Origin of the sequence: Variovorax sp. 350MFTsu5.1 (genome assembly GCF_048302515.1) — a bacterium.
Lineage (GTDB): Bacteria > Pseudomonadota > Gammaproteobacteria > Burkholderiales > Burkholderiaceae_C > Variovorax > Variovorax guangxiensis.
In genome coordinates this window covers 816,508-837,061 of the sequence record NZ_CP157620.1, presented here as the reverse complement: position 1 = coordinate 837,061, position 20,554 = coordinate 816,508, and the positions used below count along the sequence as shown (strand labels likewise).

Annotated in this window: 15 protein-coding genes and 5 tRNA genes; 1 reads left to right on the top strand and 19 read right to left on the bottom strand. The window is 65.1% G+C overall.

The annotated features are described in order from the left end of the window. The first annotated feature begins 36 nt into the window (after window positions 1-36). The gene (locus ABL843_RS03670; protein ID WP_418118996.1) at window positions 37-417 is read left to right on the top strand and encodes a hypothetical protein; all 381 of its coding nucleotides are present in this window, start codon (window positions 37-39) and stop codon (window positions 415-417) included. A gap of 104 nt (window positions 418-521) precedes the next feature. Here the strand turns inward: ABL843_RS03670 and ABL843_RS03665 are convergent. The 19 genes from ABL843_RS03665 to ABL843_RS03575 all read right to left on the bottom strand — a co-directional run bounded on the left by ABL843_RS03665 (window position 522) and on the right by ABL843_RS03575 (window position 20,539). Beyond that, window positions 522-597: transfer RNA gene (locus tag ABL843_RS03665), tRNA-Phe, on the bottom strand. Window positions 598-618: 21 nt separating this feature from the next. Next, a complete protein-coding gene (locus tag ABL843_RS03660) occupies window positions 619-1,320 on the bottom strand; it encodes a response regulator (protein WP_126021684.1) in 702 nt (233 codons plus the stop codon). 90 nt (window positions 1,321-1,410) lie between these two features. Continuing rightward, a complete protein-coding gene (locus tag ABL843_RS03655; RefSeq protein ID WP_418118995.1) occupies window positions 1,411-3,744 on the bottom strand; it encodes an ATP-binding protein in 2,334 nt (777 codons plus the stop codon). Next, window positions 3,741-4,307: a DUF4390 domain-containing protein gene (locus tag ABL843_RS03650; RefSeq protein WP_184642751.1), complete on the bottom strand. Its 567-nt coding sequence runs from the start codon at window positions 4,305-4,307 to the stop codon at window positions 3,741-3,743. Before ABL843_RS03650 ends, ABL843_RS03655 begins: the two co-directional genes overlap by 4 nt. Window positions 4,308-4,365: 58 nt before the next feature. Next, window positions 4,366-5,748 carry a 16S rRNA (cytosine(967)-C(5))-methyltransferase RsmB gene (gene rsmB / locus ABL843_RS03645; RefSeq protein WP_184642750.1) on the bottom strand — a complete coding sequence of 461 codons (1,383 nt, stop codon included), beginning with the start codon at window positions 5,746-5,748 and terminating at the stop codon, window positions 4,366-4,368. A 110-nt stretch (window positions 5,749-5,858) separates the two neighbouring features. Beyond that, a complete protein-coding gene (locus ABL843_RS03640) occupies window positions 5,859-6,467 on the bottom strand; it encodes a lema family protein (protein WP_184642749.1) in 609 nt (202 codons plus the stop codon). Window positions 6,468-6,579: 112 nt separating this feature from the next. Next, window positions 6,580-10,815: a DNA-directed RNA polymerase subunit beta' gene (gene rpoC, locus ABL843_RS03635; protein ID WP_184642748.1), complete on the bottom strand. Its 4,236-nt coding sequence runs from the start codon at window positions 10,813-10,815 to the stop codon at window positions 6,580-6,582. Between the two features lie 21 nt (window positions 10,816-10,836). After that, window positions 10,837-14,961: a DNA-directed RNA polymerase subunit beta gene (gene rpoB, locus ABL843_RS03630; protein WP_418118994.1), complete on the bottom strand. Its 4,125-nt coding sequence runs from the start codon at window positions 14,959-14,961 to the stop codon at window positions 10,837-10,839. A gap of 296 nt (window positions 14,962-15,257) precedes the next feature. After that, window positions 15,258-15,635, bottom strand: coding sequence for a 50S ribosomal protein L7/L12 (gene rplL / locus ABL843_RS03625; RefSeq protein WP_126021690.1), 378 nt, complete (start codon window positions 15,633-15,635; stop codon window positions 15,258-15,260). Window positions 15,636-15,680: 45 nt separating this feature from the next. Further along, the gene (rplJ, locus tag ABL843_RS03620; RefSeq protein ID WP_126021691.1) at window positions 15,681-16,214 is read right to left on the bottom strand and encodes a 50S ribosomal protein L10; all 534 of its coding nucleotides are present in this window, start codon (window positions 16,212-16,214) and stop codon (window positions 15,681-15,683) included. 253 nt (window positions 16,215-16,467) lie between these two features. Further along, window positions 16,468-17,166: a 50S ribosomal protein L1 gene (gene rplA, locus ABL843_RS03615; RefSeq protein ID WP_126021692.1), complete on the bottom strand. Its 699-nt coding sequence runs from the start codon at window positions 17,164-17,166 to the stop codon at window positions 16,468-16,470. Next, the gene (gene rplK / locus ABL843_RS03610) at window positions 17,167-17,598 is read right to left on the bottom strand and encodes a 50S ribosomal protein L11 (protein WP_093206996.1); all 432 of its coding nucleotides are present in this window, start codon (window positions 17,596-17,598) and stop codon (window positions 17,167-17,169) included. Between the two features lie 137 nt (window positions 17,599-17,735). Beyond that, window positions 17,736-18,347, bottom strand: coding sequence for a transcription termination/antitermination protein NusG (gene nusG, locus ABL843_RS03605; protein ID WP_418118993.1), 612 nt, complete (start codon window positions 18,345-18,347; stop codon window positions 17,736-17,738). Next, window positions 18,348-18,731: a preprotein translocase subunit SecE gene (secE, locus tag ABL843_RS03600; RefSeq protein ID WP_126021694.1), complete on the bottom strand. Its 384-nt coding sequence runs from the start codon at window positions 18,729-18,731 to the stop codon at window positions 18,348-18,350. A gap of 103 nt (window positions 18,732-18,834) precedes the next feature. Further along, window positions 18,835-18,910: transfer RNA gene (locus tag ABL843_RS03595), tRNA-Trp, on the bottom strand. Between the two features lie 24 nt (window positions 18,911-18,934). After that, complete coding sequence (gene tuf, locus ABL843_RS03590; RefSeq protein WP_093210122.1) at window positions 18,935-20,128, bottom strand: elongation factor Tu; 1,194 nt, start codon at window positions 20,126-20,128, stop codon at window positions 18,935-18,937. Between the two features lie 73 nt (window positions 20,129-20,201). Further along, window positions 20,202-20,276: transfer RNA gene (locus ABL843_RS03585), tRNA-Thr, on the bottom strand. A 39-nt stretch (window positions 20,277-20,315) separates the two neighbouring features. Next, a tRNA-Gly gene (locus ABL843_RS03580) sits at window positions 20,316-20,389 on the bottom strand. 64 nt (window positions 20,390-20,453) lie between these two features. Further along, window positions 20,454-20,539 (bottom strand) — tRNA-Tyr (locus ABL843_RS03575). Window positions 20,540-20,554 lie beyond the last annotated feature (15 nt).

The window sequence follows — 20,554 nt, the reverse complement described above, 5'->3', positions numbered from 1 at the left end:
CGTCAGCGGTTTCATGAACGAACCCTGCAACCGCCGATGGACTATCTCGCCGAACTGCGACTTCAAGGCTTCCACCAGGCGGACGGCCATCGAGACGATGAAGGCCGCGTGCAGTTCGATTGCGATCTGTACCGCGGTACAGCGGACGAGCTCACGATCCAGGTGTACGCCGTCGATCAGGAGGCGCTTGAACGCGAGGTCATGCCAATACTGGAGGCTGTGCTGCCGCAGATCGACGAGATGGTCGCCCGGCTCGGTGAGATCGATGCCGATCTGGCACAGATCATCTTGTATCGCGGGCGACTCGGGCTCCACTTCTGGTCGCGCGGGGTCAACAACGAGTTCACCGGGATCTGTACGCAAAGCGGAGATCGCTGGGTCTTCCAGGGGTATGGGGACATCTTCGCCAACAGTTAGTTGAAGAAAAGCCCGCGCGGGCGAACATCTGGCGATCTGGCCGCGCTGCCGAAGCATCACAAACTGAAAAGCCCCTGATTCCGTGAAGAATCAGGGGCTTGGATTGGTGGCCTGGGGCGGAATCGAACCACCGACACGCGGATTTTCAATCCGCTGCTCTACCAACTGAGCTACCGGGCCGTTGCTGTGTGCAGCCTCAGATTATACAGCGCTTCTGCGCCCTCTTGAAAGATCAACGCCAAGTTGTTTGAGCTTTCTGTAAAGATGAGTGCGTTCGAGGCCGGTTTTCTCGGCGACGCGGGTCATGGAGCCGTTCTCCATCGCCAGGTGGAACTCGAAGTACGCCTTCTCGAAGCCGTCGCGCGCGTCGCGCAGCGGGCGGTCGAGGTCGAAGCTCTGGGTCGACTGCGGGCCTGTGTCGGCCACGGGCACGGAAGCCAGCGAGGCCATCAGCAGGCTGTCGCCGGTGGTCGTGATGGCGGTGGCCTGGCTGCCGGTGATCGGCGCGGGCACCACGCCTGCTGCCGCGCGGCGCGCGCTCTCGCGGGCCAGCCCCTGCTCCACCGCCTTGAGCAGCTTCTGCATGGTGATGGGCTTTTCGAGAAAGGCGAATGCGCCGATGCGCGTGGCGTCGACTGCCGTGTCGATGGTGGCGTGCCCGCTCATCATGATGACGGGCATGCTCAGGAGGCCGGCGGTGGACCACTCCTTGAGCAGCGTGACGCCGTCGGTATCGGGCATCCAGATGTCGAGCAGCACGAGATCGGGTCGTGCGCGCTGGCGCGCAGCGCGCGCTTCGGCCGCGTTCTCCGCGAGTTCCACGTTGTGGCCCTCGTCATTGAGAATTTCGAAGAGCAGGTCCCGGATGCCCAGCTCGTCATCGACCACGAGAATGTTTGCCATGAGTGCTGCTTGTTGTGTGCGCTGGTGTCCGCAATGGTATGTTGAGTCCTCTGGCCCATCCATCGCCTGTGCGACGGACATTCGTGCGGCTCAGGCGGCGGAAGACTTCGACGAATCTTCGGTGTGAGCGGCCGCTGCCCGCGGCTCGCTTGCCAGCGCGAATGATAGCGAGACTTGTGCCCCTGCTACAGCCCCATCGACGACGCGGTTCGAAAGCTCGATGCGCGCGCCGTGCTCGTCGGCGATCTTCTTGACGACGGCGAGTCCCAAACCTGTACCTTTTGTTTTCGTGGTGACGTAGGGCTCGAACGCGCGCTTGAGGATGTTCTCGGCGAAGCCCGGGCCACTGTCCTGCACGGTCAGGCGCACGCGCTGCCCCGAGTCGCCCAGCCGCGTCCGGATGGTGACCTCGCCCGCCTTGCCCGTTCCGCTCGCAGCGGCCTCCGCAGCGTCCTGCGCGTTTTGCAACAGGTTGTGTATGACCTGGCGGATCTGCTGCGCGTCGCCCCTGATGGGCGGGCAGCGCTCGTCGAGTTCGGAGCGCAGCGTGATCGGCAGGTTCTCCGCGCTGTAGAGCTGCAGCACGTCGGTCAGCAGGGCGTTCAGGTCGACCGGCTTGAGGTCGGCTGCGGGCAGGCGCGCGTAGTCGCGGAATTCGTTCACCAGCCGCTTCATCGCGTCGACCTGGTCGACGATGGTCTTCACCGACTTCACGAGCACGGCCTGTTCGGGCGGCTGGACCTTGCCCGAGAGCTTCATCTCGAGCCGTTCGGCCGAGAGCTGGATCGGCGTGAGCGGGTTCTTGATCTCGTGCGCGAGCCGGCGCGCAACCTCGCCCCAGGCCTGCGCGCGCTGGGCCGAGACGATCTCGGAGATGTCGTCGAACACCAGCAGCCGCGCGGCGCCGGGCAGCTCCGCGCCGCGCGCGACGATGTTGATGGCGCCGTCCTGCTGCGGCAGATCGGCGCCGGAGGCATGCAGCTCGAAAGCGTGCTGCCAGTGGTCGAGGCCGTGCTGCATGCGCTCGACGAGAAAGTCCTCGAACTGCTGCTGCACCTTGGCGCCGAATTCGCCCAGCCCCGGAACCTCGATGAGCGGCCGGCCCTCGTAGGCCGCGAGCGGCGCGCGCAGCACGCGGGTCGCGCCCGGGTTGGTGGACAGCACGGTGCCCTTGGCATCGAGCACGATCACACCCGAGGTCAGGTTGTCGAGGATGGTCTGCAGGTTGGCGCGCGCCGCGTCGAGCTGGCCCATGGTCTTCTCGACCGCGCCGCGGGCGTCGGCCAACTGCTGCGTCATGACGGCGAAGGAGCGCGTGAGGCCGCCGAGCTCGTCCTTGCCCTGCAGCACAGCCGTGGGCCGCAGGTCGCCGGCCGCCACCTGCCGCACGCCTTCGGCCAGCACGAGCAGCGGCCGCGCGAGCTGGTTGCCGAAGAGCACGGCCAGCAGCACCGCGCCGAACACGGCGAGGAACAGACTCAGCGTGAGCGTGCCGATGTACATGCGCCGCAGCCCTTCGCGCGCCAGCGCCCGTTCCTGGTATTCACGGTTGGCCTCCTGCACGGCCAGCGCGTTGGCGACCACGGCCGGCGGCAGCGGACGCGTGACCTGCAGGTAACGCGGCGCGGTATCGAAGTCGAAGCCGGGCCGCTGCACCATCGCGAGCGCACGCACGCTCGCGGCCGGCGGGGTCGCGCCCGGCGCGGTAGTTTCGTCCAGCCCCTCGACGTGCGCGACGGCACGCTCGGGACGCACCTGCCGAAACTGCTGCTGTGTCGGCCGGTCGGGGTTGAGCTGGAACCGCGAGGTGCCGGCGCTGGCCACGAGCTGCCCGGAGCCGGTCCAGAGGATCACGTCGCTGGCCTCGAGCTGGTCGCGGATGCGCTCGAGCACCAGGCCGGCGCTCGCGTCGGGCACCTGCGCCAGTTGCGCGCTGGCGCTGCGCGTCTTGACGGCAAGGTCAACGGACAGCGAATCGAGCGTGGCCCGTCCGAGGTTCAGGCCGGCATCGAGCGCGCCTTCCACCTTGACGTCGAACCAGCTCTCGATCGAGCGCGCGACGAACTGGTAAGACACCACGTAGACCAGCGCCCCCGGCACCACCCCCACCAGCGCGAAGATGGCCGCCAGCTTGATGAGCAGCCGGCTGCCGAACTTGCCCTGCCGCAGCCGCCGCAGCAGGCGAAAGGCGACCCAGCCGATCACCAGCACCAACAGCACCGCCACCACGACGTTGATGCCGAAGAGGCGCACGTAGTAGCGCTCGTACAGCGCGCGGTTGTTGGTGGCCTGCGCCAGCAGGAACATCAGCACGAGACCGATTGCGGTGACCAGCGCGGCGCCGACGCCGATGGCCCAGCGCCTGGCCCGCGCGCGGCTCGCGGCGGACGAGGCCGCCGTGCCGCTGCGCGCCGGAGTGCTCACTTCTGCTTCTCCAGCGGAAGCTTGGCCGTGCGCTCGACGGCGATGTTCCAGTCGGCCTGGCCGACCACGCCGATCTGGAACGGACGCGGCAGCTGCGAGGTGTCGAGCCTGAAGCGGAAGGTGACCTGGTGCTGCGGGTCGTCGCCGATCTCGGCCAGGTCGCCCATGCGCAGGCGGCCGACGCGCTTGATGGCGTCGAGCGCGTCGCCGAGGGTGTCGAAGTTCTGGTTCAGCGAGATGCCCAGGCCTGCTGCACCGGTCATGGGCGCCGCCGACACGTTGAGCCGCCAGCGGCGCGTGAGCGGCTGGTAGGCCAGCCGCATGTGGCGCGTGACCTGCGCGACCTTGCGGTCGGTCCAGTACCAGCGCTCCTGGAAGAGCTCGGCCTCGGCCACGAAATAGATGGCGATGCCCTTGTCGAGCACCTCCTCGACCAGCGAGGGCAGCTCGAACTGCACGGCGGCGCTGAAGTAGACGCCATCGTCGGCCTGCTCCAGCCGCATCTGGGTGATGGTGGCGCCGCTGCGCCCCTGGGCGAAGGCCGCAGCCGGCAGGAGGGACATGCAGATCGCCCAGATCCAGAGCAGGACGGGCAGCGACAGGAACAGCCAGCGCCGTCGCTCAACGAGGACGCTTTTCAAGCAGGGCGTAGAAAAAGCCGTCGTGGTCACCAGAGGCATTGTCCGGGACGCCACGAGCATTCGACCCGCTTTGGGGCAGCAAATGGCCCGGCGACGGCAGCAATCGTGCGTTGGTGTTGTGTACAAGAAACGCATCAATTTGTTGCGAGCCCTCTTCGCGAAACACGGAGCAAGTGCAGTAAAGAAGTCGCCCGCCGGGTCGCACCAGCGGCCACAGGGCGGCCAGGAGCGTCGCCTGCTGGGCGGCGAGCTGGGCCGTGTCGCTCTCGCGGCGCAGCCAGCGCACGTCGGGATGGCGCCTCACGATGCCGGACGCCGTGCACGGCGCGTCGAGCAGGATGGCGTCGAAAGGCGTGCCGTCCCACCACTGGTCGGTCCGGGCGGCGTCGGCGACGAGCACCTTGGCCTGAAGCCCGAGGCGGGCCAGGGTGTCGTCGATGCGGCGGCTGCGGGCGGCATCGACTTCCAGGGCGGTGACCTCGATGGCGCCGGTGCCCGCCATTTCGAGCAGATGCGCGGTCTTGCCTCCGGGGGCGGCGCAGGCGTCGAGCACGCGCAGGGGCTGCGCTTTCTCCGGCAGCAGGCCCTCGAGCAGCAGCGGTGCGGCCATCTGCGCGGCCGCGTCCTGCACCGAGCAGGCACCGTCGGCAAAACCGGGCAGTTGCTGCACGGGCCGGGCGCGCGCCAGTTGCAGGCCGCTCGGGCCCACGCGCGTCGCGGCCAGGCCGGCGGTTTCGAGTTCGGTCAGGTAGGAGGCCGCTGTCGTCCTGAGGACATTGACCCGCAACGTCATCGGCGCCTGCGCGTTGTCGGCGGCCAGCACCCGCTGCCAGTCGCGCGGATGGTCGCGCTTGAGGCGCTCGATCCACCAGCGCGGGTGGTTCCACTGCGCGACGGGTTCCGAGTCGGTGGCGGCCACGAGCTCGTCGCGTTCGCGCAGGAAGCGCCGCAGGCAGGCGTTGATGAAGCTGGCCTGCGCCCGCGTGGCGGGATTGCGCTTGGCGGCCTCGACGGCCTGGTCGACCAGGGTGAACGGCTCGTAGGGAGCGTGCTCCGCATTCCAGGCGAGTGCCAACGCGGTGCACAGCAGCGCATCGGGCAGGGGCGGCGGCGTGCGCTTGGCCAGGTGGCGGCGCAGCGCCTCGGCGCGGCCGAGCCAGCGCAGCACCTGGAAGCCGAGCGATTGCACGCCGGGCCGCAGCGCGGGCTCGACGGCCTCGAAGGCCACGGAGCCCGACGTGCCGGCGCGGATCGACGCCAGCGCCGCCGCCGTCAGTTGCAGCTGGCGCCAGAGCGGGGGTTGTTGCAGGGGCGGCGTGTCGCCAGGGCCTCTGCGAGAGGGGTCGGAGGGTAGTTCTGACAAGTTGGAGGCGATGGTAACGGGCCGGCCAAAAGCCGGACTTCGTACATGGAAAGAGAGCGACAGGAAATACCACTGCGGCCGTTGCGGCCCGGATCACAGGCCGGCGCCGCTCAAAGCAGCGGTGCCGCCGGACGCAGACGCACGGCCCATGCCACCAGCAAGGCCGGAAACTGGGCGATGGCGGCGTTGTATTGCGCCACCGCCTGGTTGAACTGGCTGCGCGCGATCTCCGCCGCGGCGGAGGGTTCGGGCCAGCCGATGGGCTCCGCCGTGCCGGGCACCATGCTTGTCGCGCCGGGCAGCAGCTGCGCGGGCCGCGACAACGTGCCGTCGGCGTCGAACACGGTCACCTGGTCGGGATGCTGCCGCTGCCAGGCGCCGATCCAGACCTGCAGCGCGGTCGCCAGCGCCGCCATGCCGCCGACGTCGAGCGGGCGCAGCCGGGTTGCGCCCAGCAGGGTCGCGAGCTGCGCCGTTGCGGCCTGCAGCGGCGCGATGGACGACAGCGATTCGCCGGTCGGCGCCGCCTCGGTCTGCGGGCCGGCCGCGATGCTGGCCTGCACGAAGTCGAGCTGCTTGCCCAGCGCCGCATCGAGCTGGCCATAGGCCTGCAGCACGGCCGCGCGCAAGCGCACCAGCCGGTTGTAGGCGCCGACAAACCAGAAGAGCAGGACCGCGACCGCGATCCAGCCGGCCAGCGATTCGGGCAATACGCTCATCGACGACAAGGCCTCATCAAGCAATCAATCACAGGGAACAAATGAAAACGCCCCCCGACCGGGGCCGGTCGGGGGGCGTGGTGTACCGGTCATGGCCGGTGATGCTAACCAGTTATTCGGTCGCAGCGCCTTCGCTGGCGTCCGCCGTGCTGGCGGCAGCATCGGCTTCACCGGAACCGGCCAGTTCAGCCGCTTCCGATTCGGCGATGGCGCGGCGCTCGGCCTCGTCCATGGCGTCCTTGACCTTGCGTGCCTGGTGGTACGCCATGCCGGTGCCCGCGGGGATCAGGCGGCCGACGATGACGTTTTCCTTCAGGCCGCGCAGCTCGTCGCGCTTGCCCATGATCGCGGCTTCGGTCAGCACGCGCGTCGTTTCCTGGAACGAAGCGGCCGAGATGAACGAGTCCGTCGACAGCGATGCCTTCGTGATACCCAGCAGCAGGTTGGTGAACGTCGCGGGGATCTTGCCTTCGGCGCGCAGGGCGTCGTTGGTGTTGAGCATCTCGCTGCGTTCGATCTGTTCGCCGGCGATGTAGCTGGTGTCGCCCGGGTTGTCGACCACGACGCGGCGCAGCATCTGGCGAACGATCACCTCGATGTGCTTGTCGTTGATCTTCACGCCCTGCAGGCGGTACACGTCCTGCACTTCGTCCACGATGTAGCGCGCCAGTTCTTCCGAACCCAGCAGGCGCAGGATGTCCTGCGGGTCAGCCGGGCCGTCGACCACCGATTCGCCCTTGTTCACCACCTGGCCTTCGTGCACCAGGATGTTCTTTTCCTTCGGCACGAGGTCTTCCCAGACCGTGCCTTCCGGATCGGTGATCTGCAGGCGGATCTTGCCCTTCGTTTCCTTGCCGAACGACACGGTGCCGGTCATTTCGGCCAGCATGCCCTTGTCCTTCGGCGAACGGGCTTCGAACAGCTCGGCAACGCGCGGCAGACCGCCGGTGATGTCGCGGGTCTTCTGGCCTTCGACCGGAATACGCGCCAGCACTTCGCCGGGGCCCACGTCCTGGCCGTCACGCACCTGCACCAGGGCGCCGATCGGGAAGCCGATCGTCACCGAGTGGTCGGTGCCCGGGATCTTCACTTCGGCGCCGGAGGCGTCGATGAGCTTCACCTGCGGACGCACGACCTTGGCGGCGCCGCGGCGCTTCGGGTCGATCACGACCAGGGTCGACAGACCGGTCACTTCGTCCACCTGCTTGGCGACCGTGAGGCCTTCCTCGACGTTCTCGAACTGCGTCTTGCCGGCGAATTCCGTGATGATCGGGCGGGTCAGCGGGTCCCAGTTGGCCAGGACGTGGCCAGCCTTGATCTGCTGGTCGGCCTTGACCGTCAGGGTCGCGCCGTACGGCACCTTGTGGCGCTCGCGCTCGCGGCCGTGCTCGTCGTGGATGATGATTTCACCCGAACGCGAGATCACGACCAGCTCGCCCTTGCTGTTGGTCACGTAGCGCATCGTGGCGTTGAAGCCGATCGAGCCGTTCGACTTGGCTTCCACGCTCGAAGCGATGGCGGCGCGCGAAGCGGCACCACCGATGTGGAAGGTACGCATCGTCAGCTGCGTGCCGGGTTCGCCGATGGACTGGGCGGCGATCACACCGACGGCTTCGCCGATGTTGATCAGGCCGCCGCGGCCCAGGTCGCGGCCGTAGCAGGTCGAGCAGATGCCGAAGCGGGTCTCGCAGGTCAGCGCGGTGCGCACCTTGACCTCGTCGACGCCTTGCGCTTCCAGCGACTCGATGGTGTCCTCGTCGAACATCTCGCCGGCCTTCAGCAGCACGGCGCGGTTTTCCGGGTGCAGCACGTCGTCGGCAGCGGTACGGCCGAGGATACGGTCGCGCAGCGATTCGATGACTTCACCGCCTTCGACGATGGCGCGCATCAGGTAGCCGCCGTGCGTGCCGCAGTCCTGCTCGGTCACGACCAGGTCCTGCGTCACGTCGACCAGACGACGGGTCAGGTAGCCCGAGTTCGCCGTCTTCAGCGCCGTGTCGGCCAGACCCTTACGGGCACCGTGGGTGGAGATGAAGTACTCCAGCACGTTCAGGCCTTCGCGGAAGTTCGCGGTAATGGGCGTCTCGATGATCGAGCCGTCAGGCTTGGCCATCAGGCCGCGCATGCCGGCCACCTGGCGGATCTGGGCCGCGGAACCGCGGGCGCCCGAGTCGGCCATCATGTAGATCGAGTTGAAGGACTCCTGCTCGACTTCCTTGCCGTTGCGGTCGATGACCTTCTGCTTCGACAGCTTGGCCATCATCACCTTCGACACTTCGTCGCCGGCCTTGCCCCAGATGTCCACCACCTTGTTGTAGCGCTCGCCGGAGGTCACGAGACCGGAGACGTACTGCTGCTCGATCTCCTTCACTTCCTTGGCCGAGCGCTCGATGATGCCGTGCTTCTCCGAAGGCACCAGCATGTCGTCGATGGCGATCGAGATGCCGGCCTTGGTTGCCAGGCGGAAGCCGTTCTGCAGCAGCTTGTCTGCGAAGACGACGGTCTCCTTCAGGCCGCACTTGCGGAACGAGACGTTGATGAGCTTGGAGATTTCCTTCTTCTTCAGCGCCTTGTTGATGTTCGAGAACGGCAGGCCCTTCGGCAGGATCTCGGACAGCAGCGCGCGGCCCACGGTGGTGTCCACGAGCGAGGTCGACGGCACGAATTCGCCGGTTTCCTTGTTCTTGGTGTACTCCGTGATGCGCACCGCCACCTTGGCGGTGAGTTCGACTTCGTTGGCGTCGAGCGCGCGCTGGACTTCACCGATGTCGGAGAAGACCAGGCCTTCGCCCTTGCCGTTGATGCGGTCGCGGGTCGTGTAGTACAGGCCCAGCACCACGTCCTGCGAGGGAACGATCGACGGTTCGCCCGAAGCCGGGAACAGCACGTTGTTGGACGCCAGCATCAGCGTGCGGGCTTCCATCTGCGCTTCCACCGACAGCGGCACGTGGACGGCCATCTGGTCGCCGTCGAAGTCGGCGTTGAAAGCCGCGCAAACCAGCGGGTGCAGCTGGATCGCCTTGCCTTCGATCAGGATCGGCTCGAAGGCCTGGATGCCCAGGCGGTGCAGCGTCGGAGCGCGGTTCAGCATGACCGGGTGCTCCTTGATGACCTCTTCCAGGATGTCCCAGACCACCGGCGTACCCGATTCGACTTCCTTCTTGGCAGCCTTGATCGTGGTGGCGATGCCCATGGCTTCGAGGCGCGAGAAGATGAAGGGCTTGAACAGCTCGAGCGCCATCAGCTTCGGCAGGCCGCACTGGTGCAGCTTGAGCGTCGGGCCCACCACGATGACCGAACGGCCCGAGTAGTCGACGCGCTTGCCCAGCAGGTTCTGGCGGAAGCGGCCGCTCTTGCCCTTGATCATGTCGGCCAGCGACTTCAGCGCGCGCTTGTTGGCGCCCGTCATGGCCTTGCCGCGGCGGCCGTTGTCCAGCAGCGAGTCGACGGCTTCCTGCAGCATCCGCTTCTCGTTGCGCGCGATGATTTCCGGAGCCTTCAGCTCCAGCAGGCGGCGCAGGCGCGAGTTGCGGTTGATGACGCGGCGGTACAGGTCGTTCAGGTCGGAGGTCGCGAAGCGGCCGCCGTCCAGCGGCACCAGCGGACGCAGGTCCGGCGGCAGCACGGGCAGCACGTCGAGCACCATCCACTCGGGCTTGATGCCCGACTTGCGGAAGGCTTCCAGCACCTTCAGGCGCTTGGAATTCTTCTTGACCTTGACTTCGGAGCCGGTCAGGTCGCCGCGCAGGCGTTCGATCTCGCTGTCGAGCTCGATGCCTTCCAGCAGGTCCTTGATGCCTTCGGCGCCCATCTTGGCGACGAACTCGTCACCGTATTCCTTGCGCTTCGCGTCGTAGTCGTCCTCGGACATGATGCCGAACTTCTTCAGCGGGGTCATGCCGGGGTCGGTGATCACGTAGGCTTCGAAGTACAGCACGCGCTCGATGTCGCGCAGCGTCATGTCGAGCACGAGGCCCAGGCGCGACGGCAGCGACTTGAGGAACCAGATGTGGGCGCAGGGCGCGGCCAGGTCGATGTGACCCATGCGCTCGCGGCGCACCTTGGTCTGCGTGACTTCGACGCCGCACTTCTCGCAGATCACGCCGCGGTGCTTCAGGCGCTTGTACTTGCCGCACAGGCACTCGTAGTCCTTGATGGGGCCGAAGATCTTCGCGCAGAAGAGGCCGTCGCGCTCGGGCTTGAACGTGCGGTAGTTGATCGTCTCGGGCTTCTTCACCTCGCCGAAGGACCACGAACGGATCTTCTCGGGCGAAGCCATGCCGATCTTGATGGCATCGAAATGCTCATCGGGCGTGAATTGCTTGAACAGGTCGAGTAGCGATTTCATAAGACTCTTTCCCTTTTCAAATTAGGAACGCTCGAGCTCGATGTCGAGACCCAGCGAACGGATTTCCTTGACCAGCACGTTGAACGATTCCGGCATGCCGGCCTCGATCGAGTGTTCGCCCTTGACGATGCTCTCGTACACCTTGGTACGGCCTTGCACGTCGTCGGACTTCACGGTCAGCATTTCCTGCAGGACGTAGGAAGCGCCGTAGGCTTCGAGCGCCCACACTTCCATTTCCCCGAAACGCTGGCCGCCGAACTGCGCCTTGCCGCCCAGGGGCTGCTGCGTCACCAGCGAGTACGGGCCGGTCGAGCGGGCGTGCATCTTGTCGTCCACCAGGTGATGCAGCTTCAGGAAGTGCATGTAGCCGACGGTGACGGGACGCTCGAACTGGTCGCCGGTGCGGCCGTCGAACAGGTAGGCCTGCGTGCGGCTCTCGGTCAGGCCCTTGGCCTTGGCGATGTCGTCCGGATAGGCCAGCTTCAGCATGCCGCGGATTTCCTCTTCCGAGGCACCGTCGAACACCGGCGTCGCGAAGGTCGCGCCGTTCTGCAGGTTGCCCGCCATTTCGAGCAGCTCGGTGTCGCTCAGCGAGGCGATGTCTTCCTTGCGGCCCGAGCCGTTGTACAGCTGCTCCATGAACTTGCGCAGCTCGGCCACCTTGGCCTCCTGCTGCAGCAGGTCGCCGATGCGCTGGCCCACGCCCTTGCCGGCCCAGCCCAGGTGCACTTCGAGAACCTGGCCCACGTTCATCCGCGAGGGCACGCCCAGCGGGTTCAGGCAGATGTCGCACGGCGTGCCGTCGGCCATGTGGGGCATGTCCTCGACCGGAACGATCTTCGACACCACACCCTTGTTGCCGTGGCGGCCGGCCATCTTGTCGCCGGGCTGCAGGCGGCGCTTGACGGCCAGGTAGACCTTGACCATCTTGAGCACGCCAGCGGGCAACTCGTCGCCCTGCGTGAGCTTCTTGCGCTTTTCTTCGAACGCGAGGTCGAAGCTGTGGCGCGTCTGCTCCAGCGAGTTCTTGATCGACTCGAGCTGCGTCGCCACTTCGTCTTCCGCCGGGCGGATGTCGAACCAGTGGAACTTCTCGACCGACGACAGGTAGGCCTTGTCGAGCTTGGTGCCCTTGGCCAGCTTGTTCGGGCCGCCGTTGGCGACCTTGCCGGTCAGCAGCTTCTCGATACGGTCGAACGCGTCGGCTTCGACGATGCGAAGCTGGTCGTTCAGGTCGAGGCGGAAGCGCTTGAGTTCGTCGTCGATGATCTGCTGGGCGCGCTTGTCGCGCTGGATGCCTTCGCGGGTGAACACCTGCACGTCGATCACGGTGCCCTGCGAGCCCTGGTCCACGCGCAGCGAGGTGTCCTTCACGTCGGAAGCCTTCTCGCCGAAGATGGCGCGGAGCAGCTTCTCTTCAGGCGTCAGCGTGGTCTCGCCCTTCGGCGTGACCTTGCCCACCAGCGTGTCGCCCGGCTGCACTTCGGCGCCGACATAGATGATGCCGGACTCGTCGAGGCGGTTGAGCTGCTGCTCGGCCAGGTTCGGGATGTCGCGCGTGATTTCTTCGGCGCCCAGCTTCGTGTCGCGGGCCATCACCACCAGTTCCTCGATGTGGATCGAGGTGTAGCGGTCTTCGGCGACGACGCGTTCCGAGATCAGGATCGAGTCTTCGAAGTTGTAGCCGTTCCAGGGCATGAACGCGATCAGCATGTTCTGGCCGAGGGCCAGTTCACCGAGGTCGGTCGATGCGCCGTCGGCCACCACGTCGCCCTTGGCGATCTTGTCGCCGCGCTTGACGATGGGGCGCTGGTGGATGTTGGTGTTCTGGTTCGAACGCTGATACTTGATCAGGTTGTAGATGTCCACACCGACTTCACCGGCAGCCGCTTCGGCGTCGTTCACGCGCACCACGACACGGGTCGCGTCGACATAGTCGACGATACCGCCGCGGGTGGCCGTGACCACGGTGCCCGAATCGACCGCGGAGACGCGCTCGATGCCGGTACCGACCATCGGCTTCTCCGGACGCAGCACTGGCACGGCCTGGCGCTGCATGTTGGCGCCCATCAGCGCGCGGTTCGCGTCGTCGTGCTCGAGGAACGGCACGAGCGATGCGGCCACCGACACGATCTGCGCGGGCGAAACGTCCATGTACTGGATGCGCTCTGCACCCACCAGGATCGATTCGCCGGCTTCGCGGGCGGAGACCAGGTCGCCGGTCAGCTTGCCGTCCTTGTCCAGGGCCGCGTTGGCCTGGGCGATGACGTACTTGCCTTCCTCGATGGCCGACAGGTAGTCGATCTCGTTGGTGACCTTGCCGTCGACCACGCGGCGGTACGGCGTCTCGATGAAGCCGTATTCGTTCAGGCGGGCGTACAGGGCCAGCGAGTTGATCAGGCCGATGTTCGGGCCTTCAGGCGTTTCGATCGGGCACACGCGGCCGTAGTGGGTCACGTGCACGTCGCGCACTTCGAAGCCGGCGCGTTCGCGCGTCAGACCACCCGGGCCAAGGGCCGACACGCGGCGCTTGTGGGTGATCTCGGACAGCGGGTTCGTCTGGTCCATGAACTGCGACAGCTGCGAGGCGCCGAAGAATTCCTTCAGGGCGGCCGAGATCGGCTTGCTGTTGATCAGGTCGTGCGGCATCAGCGGCTCTTGCTCCGCCTGGCCCAGACGCTCCTTCACGGCCTTCTCGATGCGGGCCAGGCCGGTGCGGTACTGGTTCTCGGCCAGTTCGCCCACGCAGCGCACGCGACGGTTGCCCAGGTGGTCGATGTCGTCGACTTCGCCGTTGCCGTTGCGCAGGTCCACGAGGATCTTGACCACGGCCAGGATGTCCTCGTTGGTCAGCACCATCGGGCCGGTCGACTCGTCGCGGCCGACCTTGGCGTTGAACTTCATGCGGCCGACGCGCGACAGGTCGTACGTGTCCGGGTTGTAGAACAGGCGCTGGAACAGGGCCTGCACGGCGTCTTCCGTCGGCGGCTCGCCGGGGCGCATCATGCGGTAGATGGCCACGCGGGCGGCGAACTCGTCCACGGTTTCGTCGATGCGCAGGGTCTGCGAGATGTACGCGCCCTGGTCGAGTTCGTTCGTGTAGATGACCTGCACGTCCTGCACGCCGGCCGTGCGCAGCTTCTTCAGCAGCGACTCGGTCAGCTCGTCGTTGGCCTTGGCCAGGATCTCGCCGGAATCGGCATCGACGATGTTGCGGGCGATCACGCGGCCGATCAGGAAGTCTTCCGGCACGCTGATGTGCGTGGTGCCGCCCTGCTCGAGCTCGCGCGTATGGCGCGCGGTGACGCGCTTGTCCTTGGCGACCACGACCTTGCCCGACTTGTCGGTGATGTCGAAGCGCGCAACTTCGCCGCGCAGGCGTTCGGAGACGAACTCCATCTGCGCGCCGCTGTCCATCAGGCGGAAGTTGTCGTTCACGAAGAAGTTCGCGAGGATCGATTCCGGGTTCAGGCCGATGGCCTTCAGCAGGATCGTCACCGGCATCTTGCGGCGACGGTCCACGCGGAAGTACAGCATGTCCTTCGGGTCGAACTCGAAGTCGAGCCACGAACCGCGGTAGGGAATCACGCGGGCGGAGAACAGCAGCTTGCCCGAGCTGTGCGTCTTGCCCTTGTCGTGCTCGAAGAACACGCCCGGCGAACGGTGCAGCTGCGACACGATCACGCGCTCGGTACCGTTGATGATGAACGAACCCTTGTCCGTCATGAGCGGCACTTCGCCCATGTAGACCTCTTGTTCCTTCACTTCCTTGACCACCTTCGACTGCGAGGTCGACGACTCGCGGTCATAGATGATGAGCTGCACCTTGGCGCGCACGGCCGACGCGAAGGTCAGGCCGCGGGTCTGGCATTCGCGCACGTCGAACGCCGGCTTCGCCAGGTTGTACTCGAGGAACTTCATCTCGACGAAACCGTTGTGCGAGACGATCGGGAAGGCAGCGTCGAACGCGGCCTGCAGGCCTTCGACGGTACGTTGTTTCGGGGGGATGCCGGCTTGCAGGAACGCGGTGTATGCGTCTTTCTGCATCTGCAGCAGGTAGGGGATTTCGACGACGCTGTCGCGATTGCCGAAACTTTTTCGGATGCGCTTGCGTTCGGTGTAACTGTACGCGGACGATTGGGCCATGAGAGCTCCGGTGCTTGAGATCTTCAGCGACTTGTCAGCAGTGCCTGGGCACCACTGCTTGGCGGCTGGCCACTACCAGCCGTTGGCGGACAGCGATGCGTTGCACATCGCCCGAACCAAGGGGTCTTCTGCAGTCGGGGTCAGAAGACACTCAAAAATCCCGACTCGTTTTGGCTTTTCCGGAGCCCTTTGGGCCCCCGGGAAAGCCGGCAACGAGCCGGCTTTTGAGTGCGCTCTGAAAGCGGCAAAGGCTGGAGGGCCTTTTCAGGCACCTCCAGCCCTCCAGGGGGTCTGAATTACTTCAGTTCCACCTTGGCGCCGGCTTCTTCCAGCTTCTTCTTGGCGGCTTCAGCGTCAGCCTTCGACAGGCCTTCCTTGACAGCCTTGGGAGCGGCTTCCACCAGGTCCTTGGCTTCCTTCAGGCCCAGGCCGGTGATTTCGCGCACTGCCTTGATCGCCGAAACCTTGTTCGCGCCAGCATCCATCAGCATGACGTTGAACTCGGTCTTCTCTTCGACTGCAGCAGCAGCGCCACCGCCACCACCTTGAGCCGGAGCAGCCATTGCAGCGGCGCTCACGCCGAACTTCTCTTCGATGGCCTTGACCAGGTCGTTGAGTTCCAGGACCGTCATGCTGTCGAGCGCGGTCAGAAATGCGTCTTTATCGAATGCCATTTTTGTTTCCTAACAATTGGGTTGAATGTTTCAAACGCAAGCAGCTCAGGCTGCCTGTGCTTCTGCCGGGGCATCGGCGGGTGCAGCTTCGCCACCACCACGCTTCTCGGCCAGCGCCGCGAGAACGCGGGCGGTACGAGAGATCGGGGATTGCATCAAGCCCAGCAGTTGAGCCAGCAGCACTTCCTTCGAAGGGATGTTGGCCAGTTGCTTCACGCCTTCGACGTCCAGGGCCTTGCCACCGAATGCGCCACCGCGAATGACCAGCTTGTCGTTGGTCTTCGCGAAATCGGCCACCACCTTGGCGGCGGCCACAGCGTCTTCGGAGAAGCCGTAGATCAGCGGACCGGTCATCTGGTCGCCGACGACCTCGAACGCGCTACCGGCGACAGCACGGCGGGCCAGCGTGTTCTTCAGAACACTCAGGCTCACACCCTTGCTGCGCGCTTCGTTGCGCAGTTTGGTCATATCGGCAACCGTGATGCCACGGTATTCCGCCATCACGAGCGTTTGAGCTTTTGCGGCGAGGCTGGTCACATCGTTGATGACCGCTTCTTTCTCACTGCGATTCAGACTCAAGGTCTACTCCTTTAAATGCGATCTTCGGCCGGGGCCTGGATCGCGCTTCATGCAGCGACCAACTGTCGGGAACAAAAAATCAACTTTCTCGATTCCTTGCAGTGGGGTCGCCATCTGCGCTGGATACCGGACGGGAAGGTCCGGCGTTTAAGTGCAGCACCCTGCACACCAGCGGTCTTGGATGGCCCGCGGCAACCGAAGCCGCCGCGACCCACCACATCCGCCCCACCCTTGCGAGGTGGAGCAAATCTCTTTAGCTCGCCGAGATGGTTTGCGTGTCCACGCGAACACCCAGACCCATGGTCGACGACACAGCCACCTTGCGCAGGTACACGCCCTTGCTGGTCGCGGGCTTGGCCTTGACCAGAGCTTCGATCAGCGCAGCGAGGTTGCCCTGCAGCTTGTCGTTGTCGAACGAACGGCGACCGATCGTGCCGTGCACGATACCGGCCTTGTCGACGCGGAACTGGACCTGGCCGGCCTTGGCGTTCTTCACGGCCGTGGCGACGTCCGGGGTCACGGTGCCGACCTTCGGGTTCGGCATCAGGCCGCGCGGGCCCAGCACCTGACCGAGCGTACCGACGACGCGCATGGCGTCCGGTGCGGCGATCACGACGTCGAAAGGCATGTCGCCAGCCTTGACCATGGCAGCCAGGTCGTCCATGCCGACGATGTCGGCGCCGGCGGCCTTGGCTTCTTCTGCCTTGGCGCCTTGGGCGAACACGGCGACGCGCTTGGTCTTGCCGGTGCCGTTGGGCAGCACGACGGCGCCGCGCACGACCTGGTCCGACTTCTTGGCGTCGATGCCGAGCTGCACGGCCACGTCGATCGATTCGTCGAACTTGGCGGTGGCGGCTTCCTTGACGATGGTGATCGCGTCAGCCAGCGGGTACAGCTTGGTGCTGTCGACCTTGCCTTCGAGCGACTTCTGCTTCTTGGTGATCTTGGCCATTTACACGCCCTCCACATTCACGCCCATCGAACGGGCCGTACCGGCGATGGTGCGAACCGCGGCGTCCATGTCGGCGGCGGTCAGGTCCTTCATCTTGGTCTTTGCGATCTCTTCGAGCTGCGCGCGCGTGATCTTGCCGACCTTGTCGGTGTGCGGACGTGCGGAACCCTTCTCGAGCTTGATCGCCTTCTTGATCAGCACGCCAGCGGGCGGCGACTTGATGATGAAGGTGAAGCTTTTGTCGGCGAAAGCGGTGATGACCACCGGCAGCGCCAGACCCGGCTCGTAGCTCTGCGTCTGGGCGTTGAACGCCTTGCAGAATTCCATGATGTTCAGACCGCGCTGACCGAGTGCGGGACCGATCGGCGGGGACGGGTTGGCCTTACCAGCTGGCACTTGCAGCTTGATGAAGCCGACGATTTTCTTCGCCATGCTTTTTGCTCCTTGCGGGTGATATCGCTTCGGCTTGCGGCCGAGGCTCCCCGGGGTTAAACGACTCTTCGATCAAGGCCGCGCGCCGAGTCGGACAACGCGCAGCCGGGAATGGTTCGGACCTCGCGGTCCGGGGCTCAGGTCTTCTCGACCTGGCCGAATTCGAGTTCCACAGGCGTCGCGCGGCCGAAGATCATGACCGACACGCTGACCTTGCTCTTCTCGTAGTTGACTTCCTCGACGGTGCCGTTGAAGTCGGTGAACGGGCCTTCCTTGACGCGCACGAATTCGCCGACGGTGAATTCGATCTTGTGGCGCGGCTTCTCCGTGCCCTGCTGCATCTGGCTGACGATGTCTTCGACCTCTTTCTGCGAGATCGGGGCCGGCCGGTTCTTGGCGCCGCCCACGAAACCCGTCACCTTGTTGGTGTGCTTCACCAGGTGCCAGCTCTCGTCGTCCATGATCATTTCGACCAGAACGTAGCCCGGGAAGAAGCGACGCTCGGTGGTGCGCTTCTGGCCATTCTTGATCTCGACCACTTCTTCGGTCGGGACCAGGATGCGGCCGAACTTGTCCTGCATGCCGGCGCGGTTGATGCGCTCGGTGATGTTGCGCTCGACGGCCTTTTCCATGCCCGAATAGGCATGCACCACATACCAACGCAGATCAGGGTTGGCGGCAGGAGCCAGCACGGAGGAGCCTTCTTCCTCCGGCGCGCCCGGCGTGGTTTCAACTGCGTCGTCAGTCATTTACTTTCTCCAGCCCAGAATGAGGTCGAAAAATACCCACTCGAGCGTCTTGTCGGTCAGCCAGAGAAAGACGGACATGATCGCCACGAAGGCGAACACGTAGGCCGTCATCTGCATCGCCTCCTTGCGGGTCGGCCAGACGACCTTCCTGACTTCGCGCCACGAATCGCGGCCGAACGCCCAAAGCTGGCGGCCATTCTCCGAACTACCGAAAACAACCACAGCCGCCGCCAGACCGACCAGCAGCGCAGCCCATTGCACCAGCGAGCCCTGGCGCGCCAGCAGATAGAACGCCACGATGGCGCCCACTGCCAGCACCACCGCCGCAGCCAGTTTGGCCTTGTCGGCGCCGGTGCTCACCGTTTCGATTTGAGAAGTGGCCATGTTCGGCTGATTTCCTGTGGCCCTGAGGCCTTCAATTCAATGCGCCTCTTGAGACGCCGAAGCCCGTCGGGACGCGACGGGCTTTTCGGAGTGCCACCTTAAGTGGCAGGGGCAGTAGGAATCGAACCTACAACCTTCGGTTTTGGAGACCGACGCTCTGCCAATTGAGCTATACCCCTCCGGTACTCTTCGCGCCCGCTGTATTACAGGTCGAGGATCTTCGCCACGACGCCCGAACCCACGGTGCGGCCGCCTTCGCGGATGGCGAAGCGCAGGCCTTCTTCCATGGCGATCGGGGCGATCAGCTTCACGGTGATGCTGACGTTGTCGCCGGGCATGACCATTTCCTTGTCCTTGGGCAGCTCGATCGCGCCGGTCACGTCCGTCGTGCGGAAGTAGAACTGCGGACGGTAGTTGTTGAAGAACGGCGTGTGACGGCCGCCTTCGTCCTTCGACAGAACGTACACCTCGGCGGTGAAGTGCGTGTGCGGCTTGATCGAGCCGGGCTTGCACAGCACCTGGCCGCGCTCGACTTCTTCGCGCTTCGTGCCGCGCAGCAGCACGCCCACGTTGTCGCCGGCTTGACCCTGGTCCAGCAGCTTGCGGAACATTTCCACGCCGGTGCAGGTGGTCTTGACCGTCGGGCGGATGCCCACGATTTCGATTTCTTCACCGACCTTGATCACGCCGCGCTCGACGGCGCCGGTCACCACCGTGCCGCGACCCGAGATCGAGAACACGTCTTCCACGGGCATCAGGAACGTGCCGTCCACGGCGCGCTCGGGCGTCGGGATGTACGTGTCCAGGGCTTCGGCCAGCTTCATGATCGAGCCTTCGCCGAGTTCGCCCTTGTCGCCTTCCAGGGCCAGCTTGGCCGAGCCGTGGATGATGGGGGTGTCGTCGCCGGGGAATTCGTACTTGTCGAGGAGTTCGCGGACTTCCATCTCGACCAGCTCGAGCAGTTCCTTGTCGTCGACCATGTCGCACTTGTTCAGGAACACGATGATGTAGCCCACGCCCACCTGGCGAGCCAGCAGGATGTGTTCACGGGTCTGGGGCATCGGGCCGTCGGCGGCCGAGCACACCAGGATCGCGCCGTCCATCTGGGCGGCGCCGGTGATCATGTTCTTCACGTAGTCGGCGTGGCCGGGGCAGTCGACGTGTGCGTAGTGGCGGTTGGCCGTTTCGTACTCGACGTGCGCGGTGTTGATCGTGATGCCGCGTGCCTTTTCTTCAGGCGCAGCGTCGATCTGGTCGTAGGCCTTGGCTTCGCCGCCGAACTTCGACGACAGCACCGTTGCGATCGCAGCCGTCAGCGTGGTCTTGCCGTGGTCGACGTGACCGATCGTGCCCACATTCACGTGCGGCTTGGTGCGGGTGAATTTACCTTTTGCCATTTTTCGACTCCGAAAAAAACGTTTCCAACGTATGCAGATGGGTTGCAATGCAGCTTTTGCAACCCCCAAAAACTGGTGCCCTTTGCGGGAATCGGACCCGCGACCTCTCCCTTACCAAGGGAGTGCTCTACCACTGAGCCAAAAGGGCTTTATCTAACCATTCGCTTCCGGCGCCGAACCGGGTCTCTGGAGCGGGAGACGGGAATCGAACCCGCGTCATCAGCTTGGAAGGCTGGGGTTCTACCATTGAACTACTCCCGCATCAGGAGCACTCGAGGCACCCAAAGCGCGAAATCCAAACGCTCTTAGAAACCAAATTCATCGCTGGTGGAGAGGGCTGGATTCGAACCAGCGTACTCGTAAGAGGGCAGATTTACAGTCTGCTGCCATTAACCACTCGGCCACCTCTCCGGCGAACCTCGAAAT

Coding starts and splice junctions, on each gene's coding strand:
- rpoC (WP_184642748.1), bottom strand. CDS start 10,815: ATGAAATCGCTACTCGACCTGTTCAAGCAATTCACGCCCGATGAGCAT.
- ABL843_RS03640 (WP_184642749.1), bottom strand. CDS start 6,467: ATGAGCGTATTGCCCGAATCGCTGGCCGGCTGGATCGCGGTCGCGGTC.
- ABL843_RS03650 (WP_184642751.1), bottom strand. CDS start 4,307: ATGTCCCTCCTGCCGGCTGCGGCCTTCGCCCAGGGGCGCAGCGGCGCC.
- rplA (WP_126021692.1), bottom strand. CDS start 17,166: ATGGCCAAGATCACCAAGAAGCAGAAGTCGCTCGAAGGCAAGGTCGAC.
- ABL843_RS03670 (WP_418118996.1), top strand. CDS start 37: ATGGACTATCTCGCCGAACTGCGACTTCAAGGCTTCCACCAGGCGGAC.
- rplL (WP_126021690.1), bottom strand. CDS start 15,635: ATGGCATTCGATAAAGACGCATTTCTGACCGCGCTCGACAGCATGACG.
- tuf (WP_093210122.1), bottom strand. CDS start 20,128: ATGGCAAAAGGTAAATTCACCCGCACCAAGCCGCACGTGAATGTGGGC.
- nusG (WP_418118993.1), bottom strand. CDS start 18,347: ATGACTGACGACGCAGTTGAAACCACGCCGGGCGCGCCGGAGGAAGAA.
- secE (WP_126021694.1), bottom strand. CDS start 18,731: ATGGCCACTTCTCAAATCGAAACGGTGAGCACCGGCGCCGACAAGGCC.
- ABL843_RS03660 (WP_126021684.1), bottom strand. CDS start 1,320: ATGGCAAACATTCTCGTGGTCGATGACGAGCTGGGCATCCGGGACCTG.
- rplK (WP_093206996.1), bottom strand. CDS start 17,598: ATGGCGAAGAAAATCGTCGGCTTCATCAAGCTGCAAGTGCCAGCTGGT.
- rpoB (WP_418118994.1), bottom strand. CDS start 14,961: ATGGCCCAATCGTCCGCGTACAGTTACACCGAACGCAAGCGCATCCGA.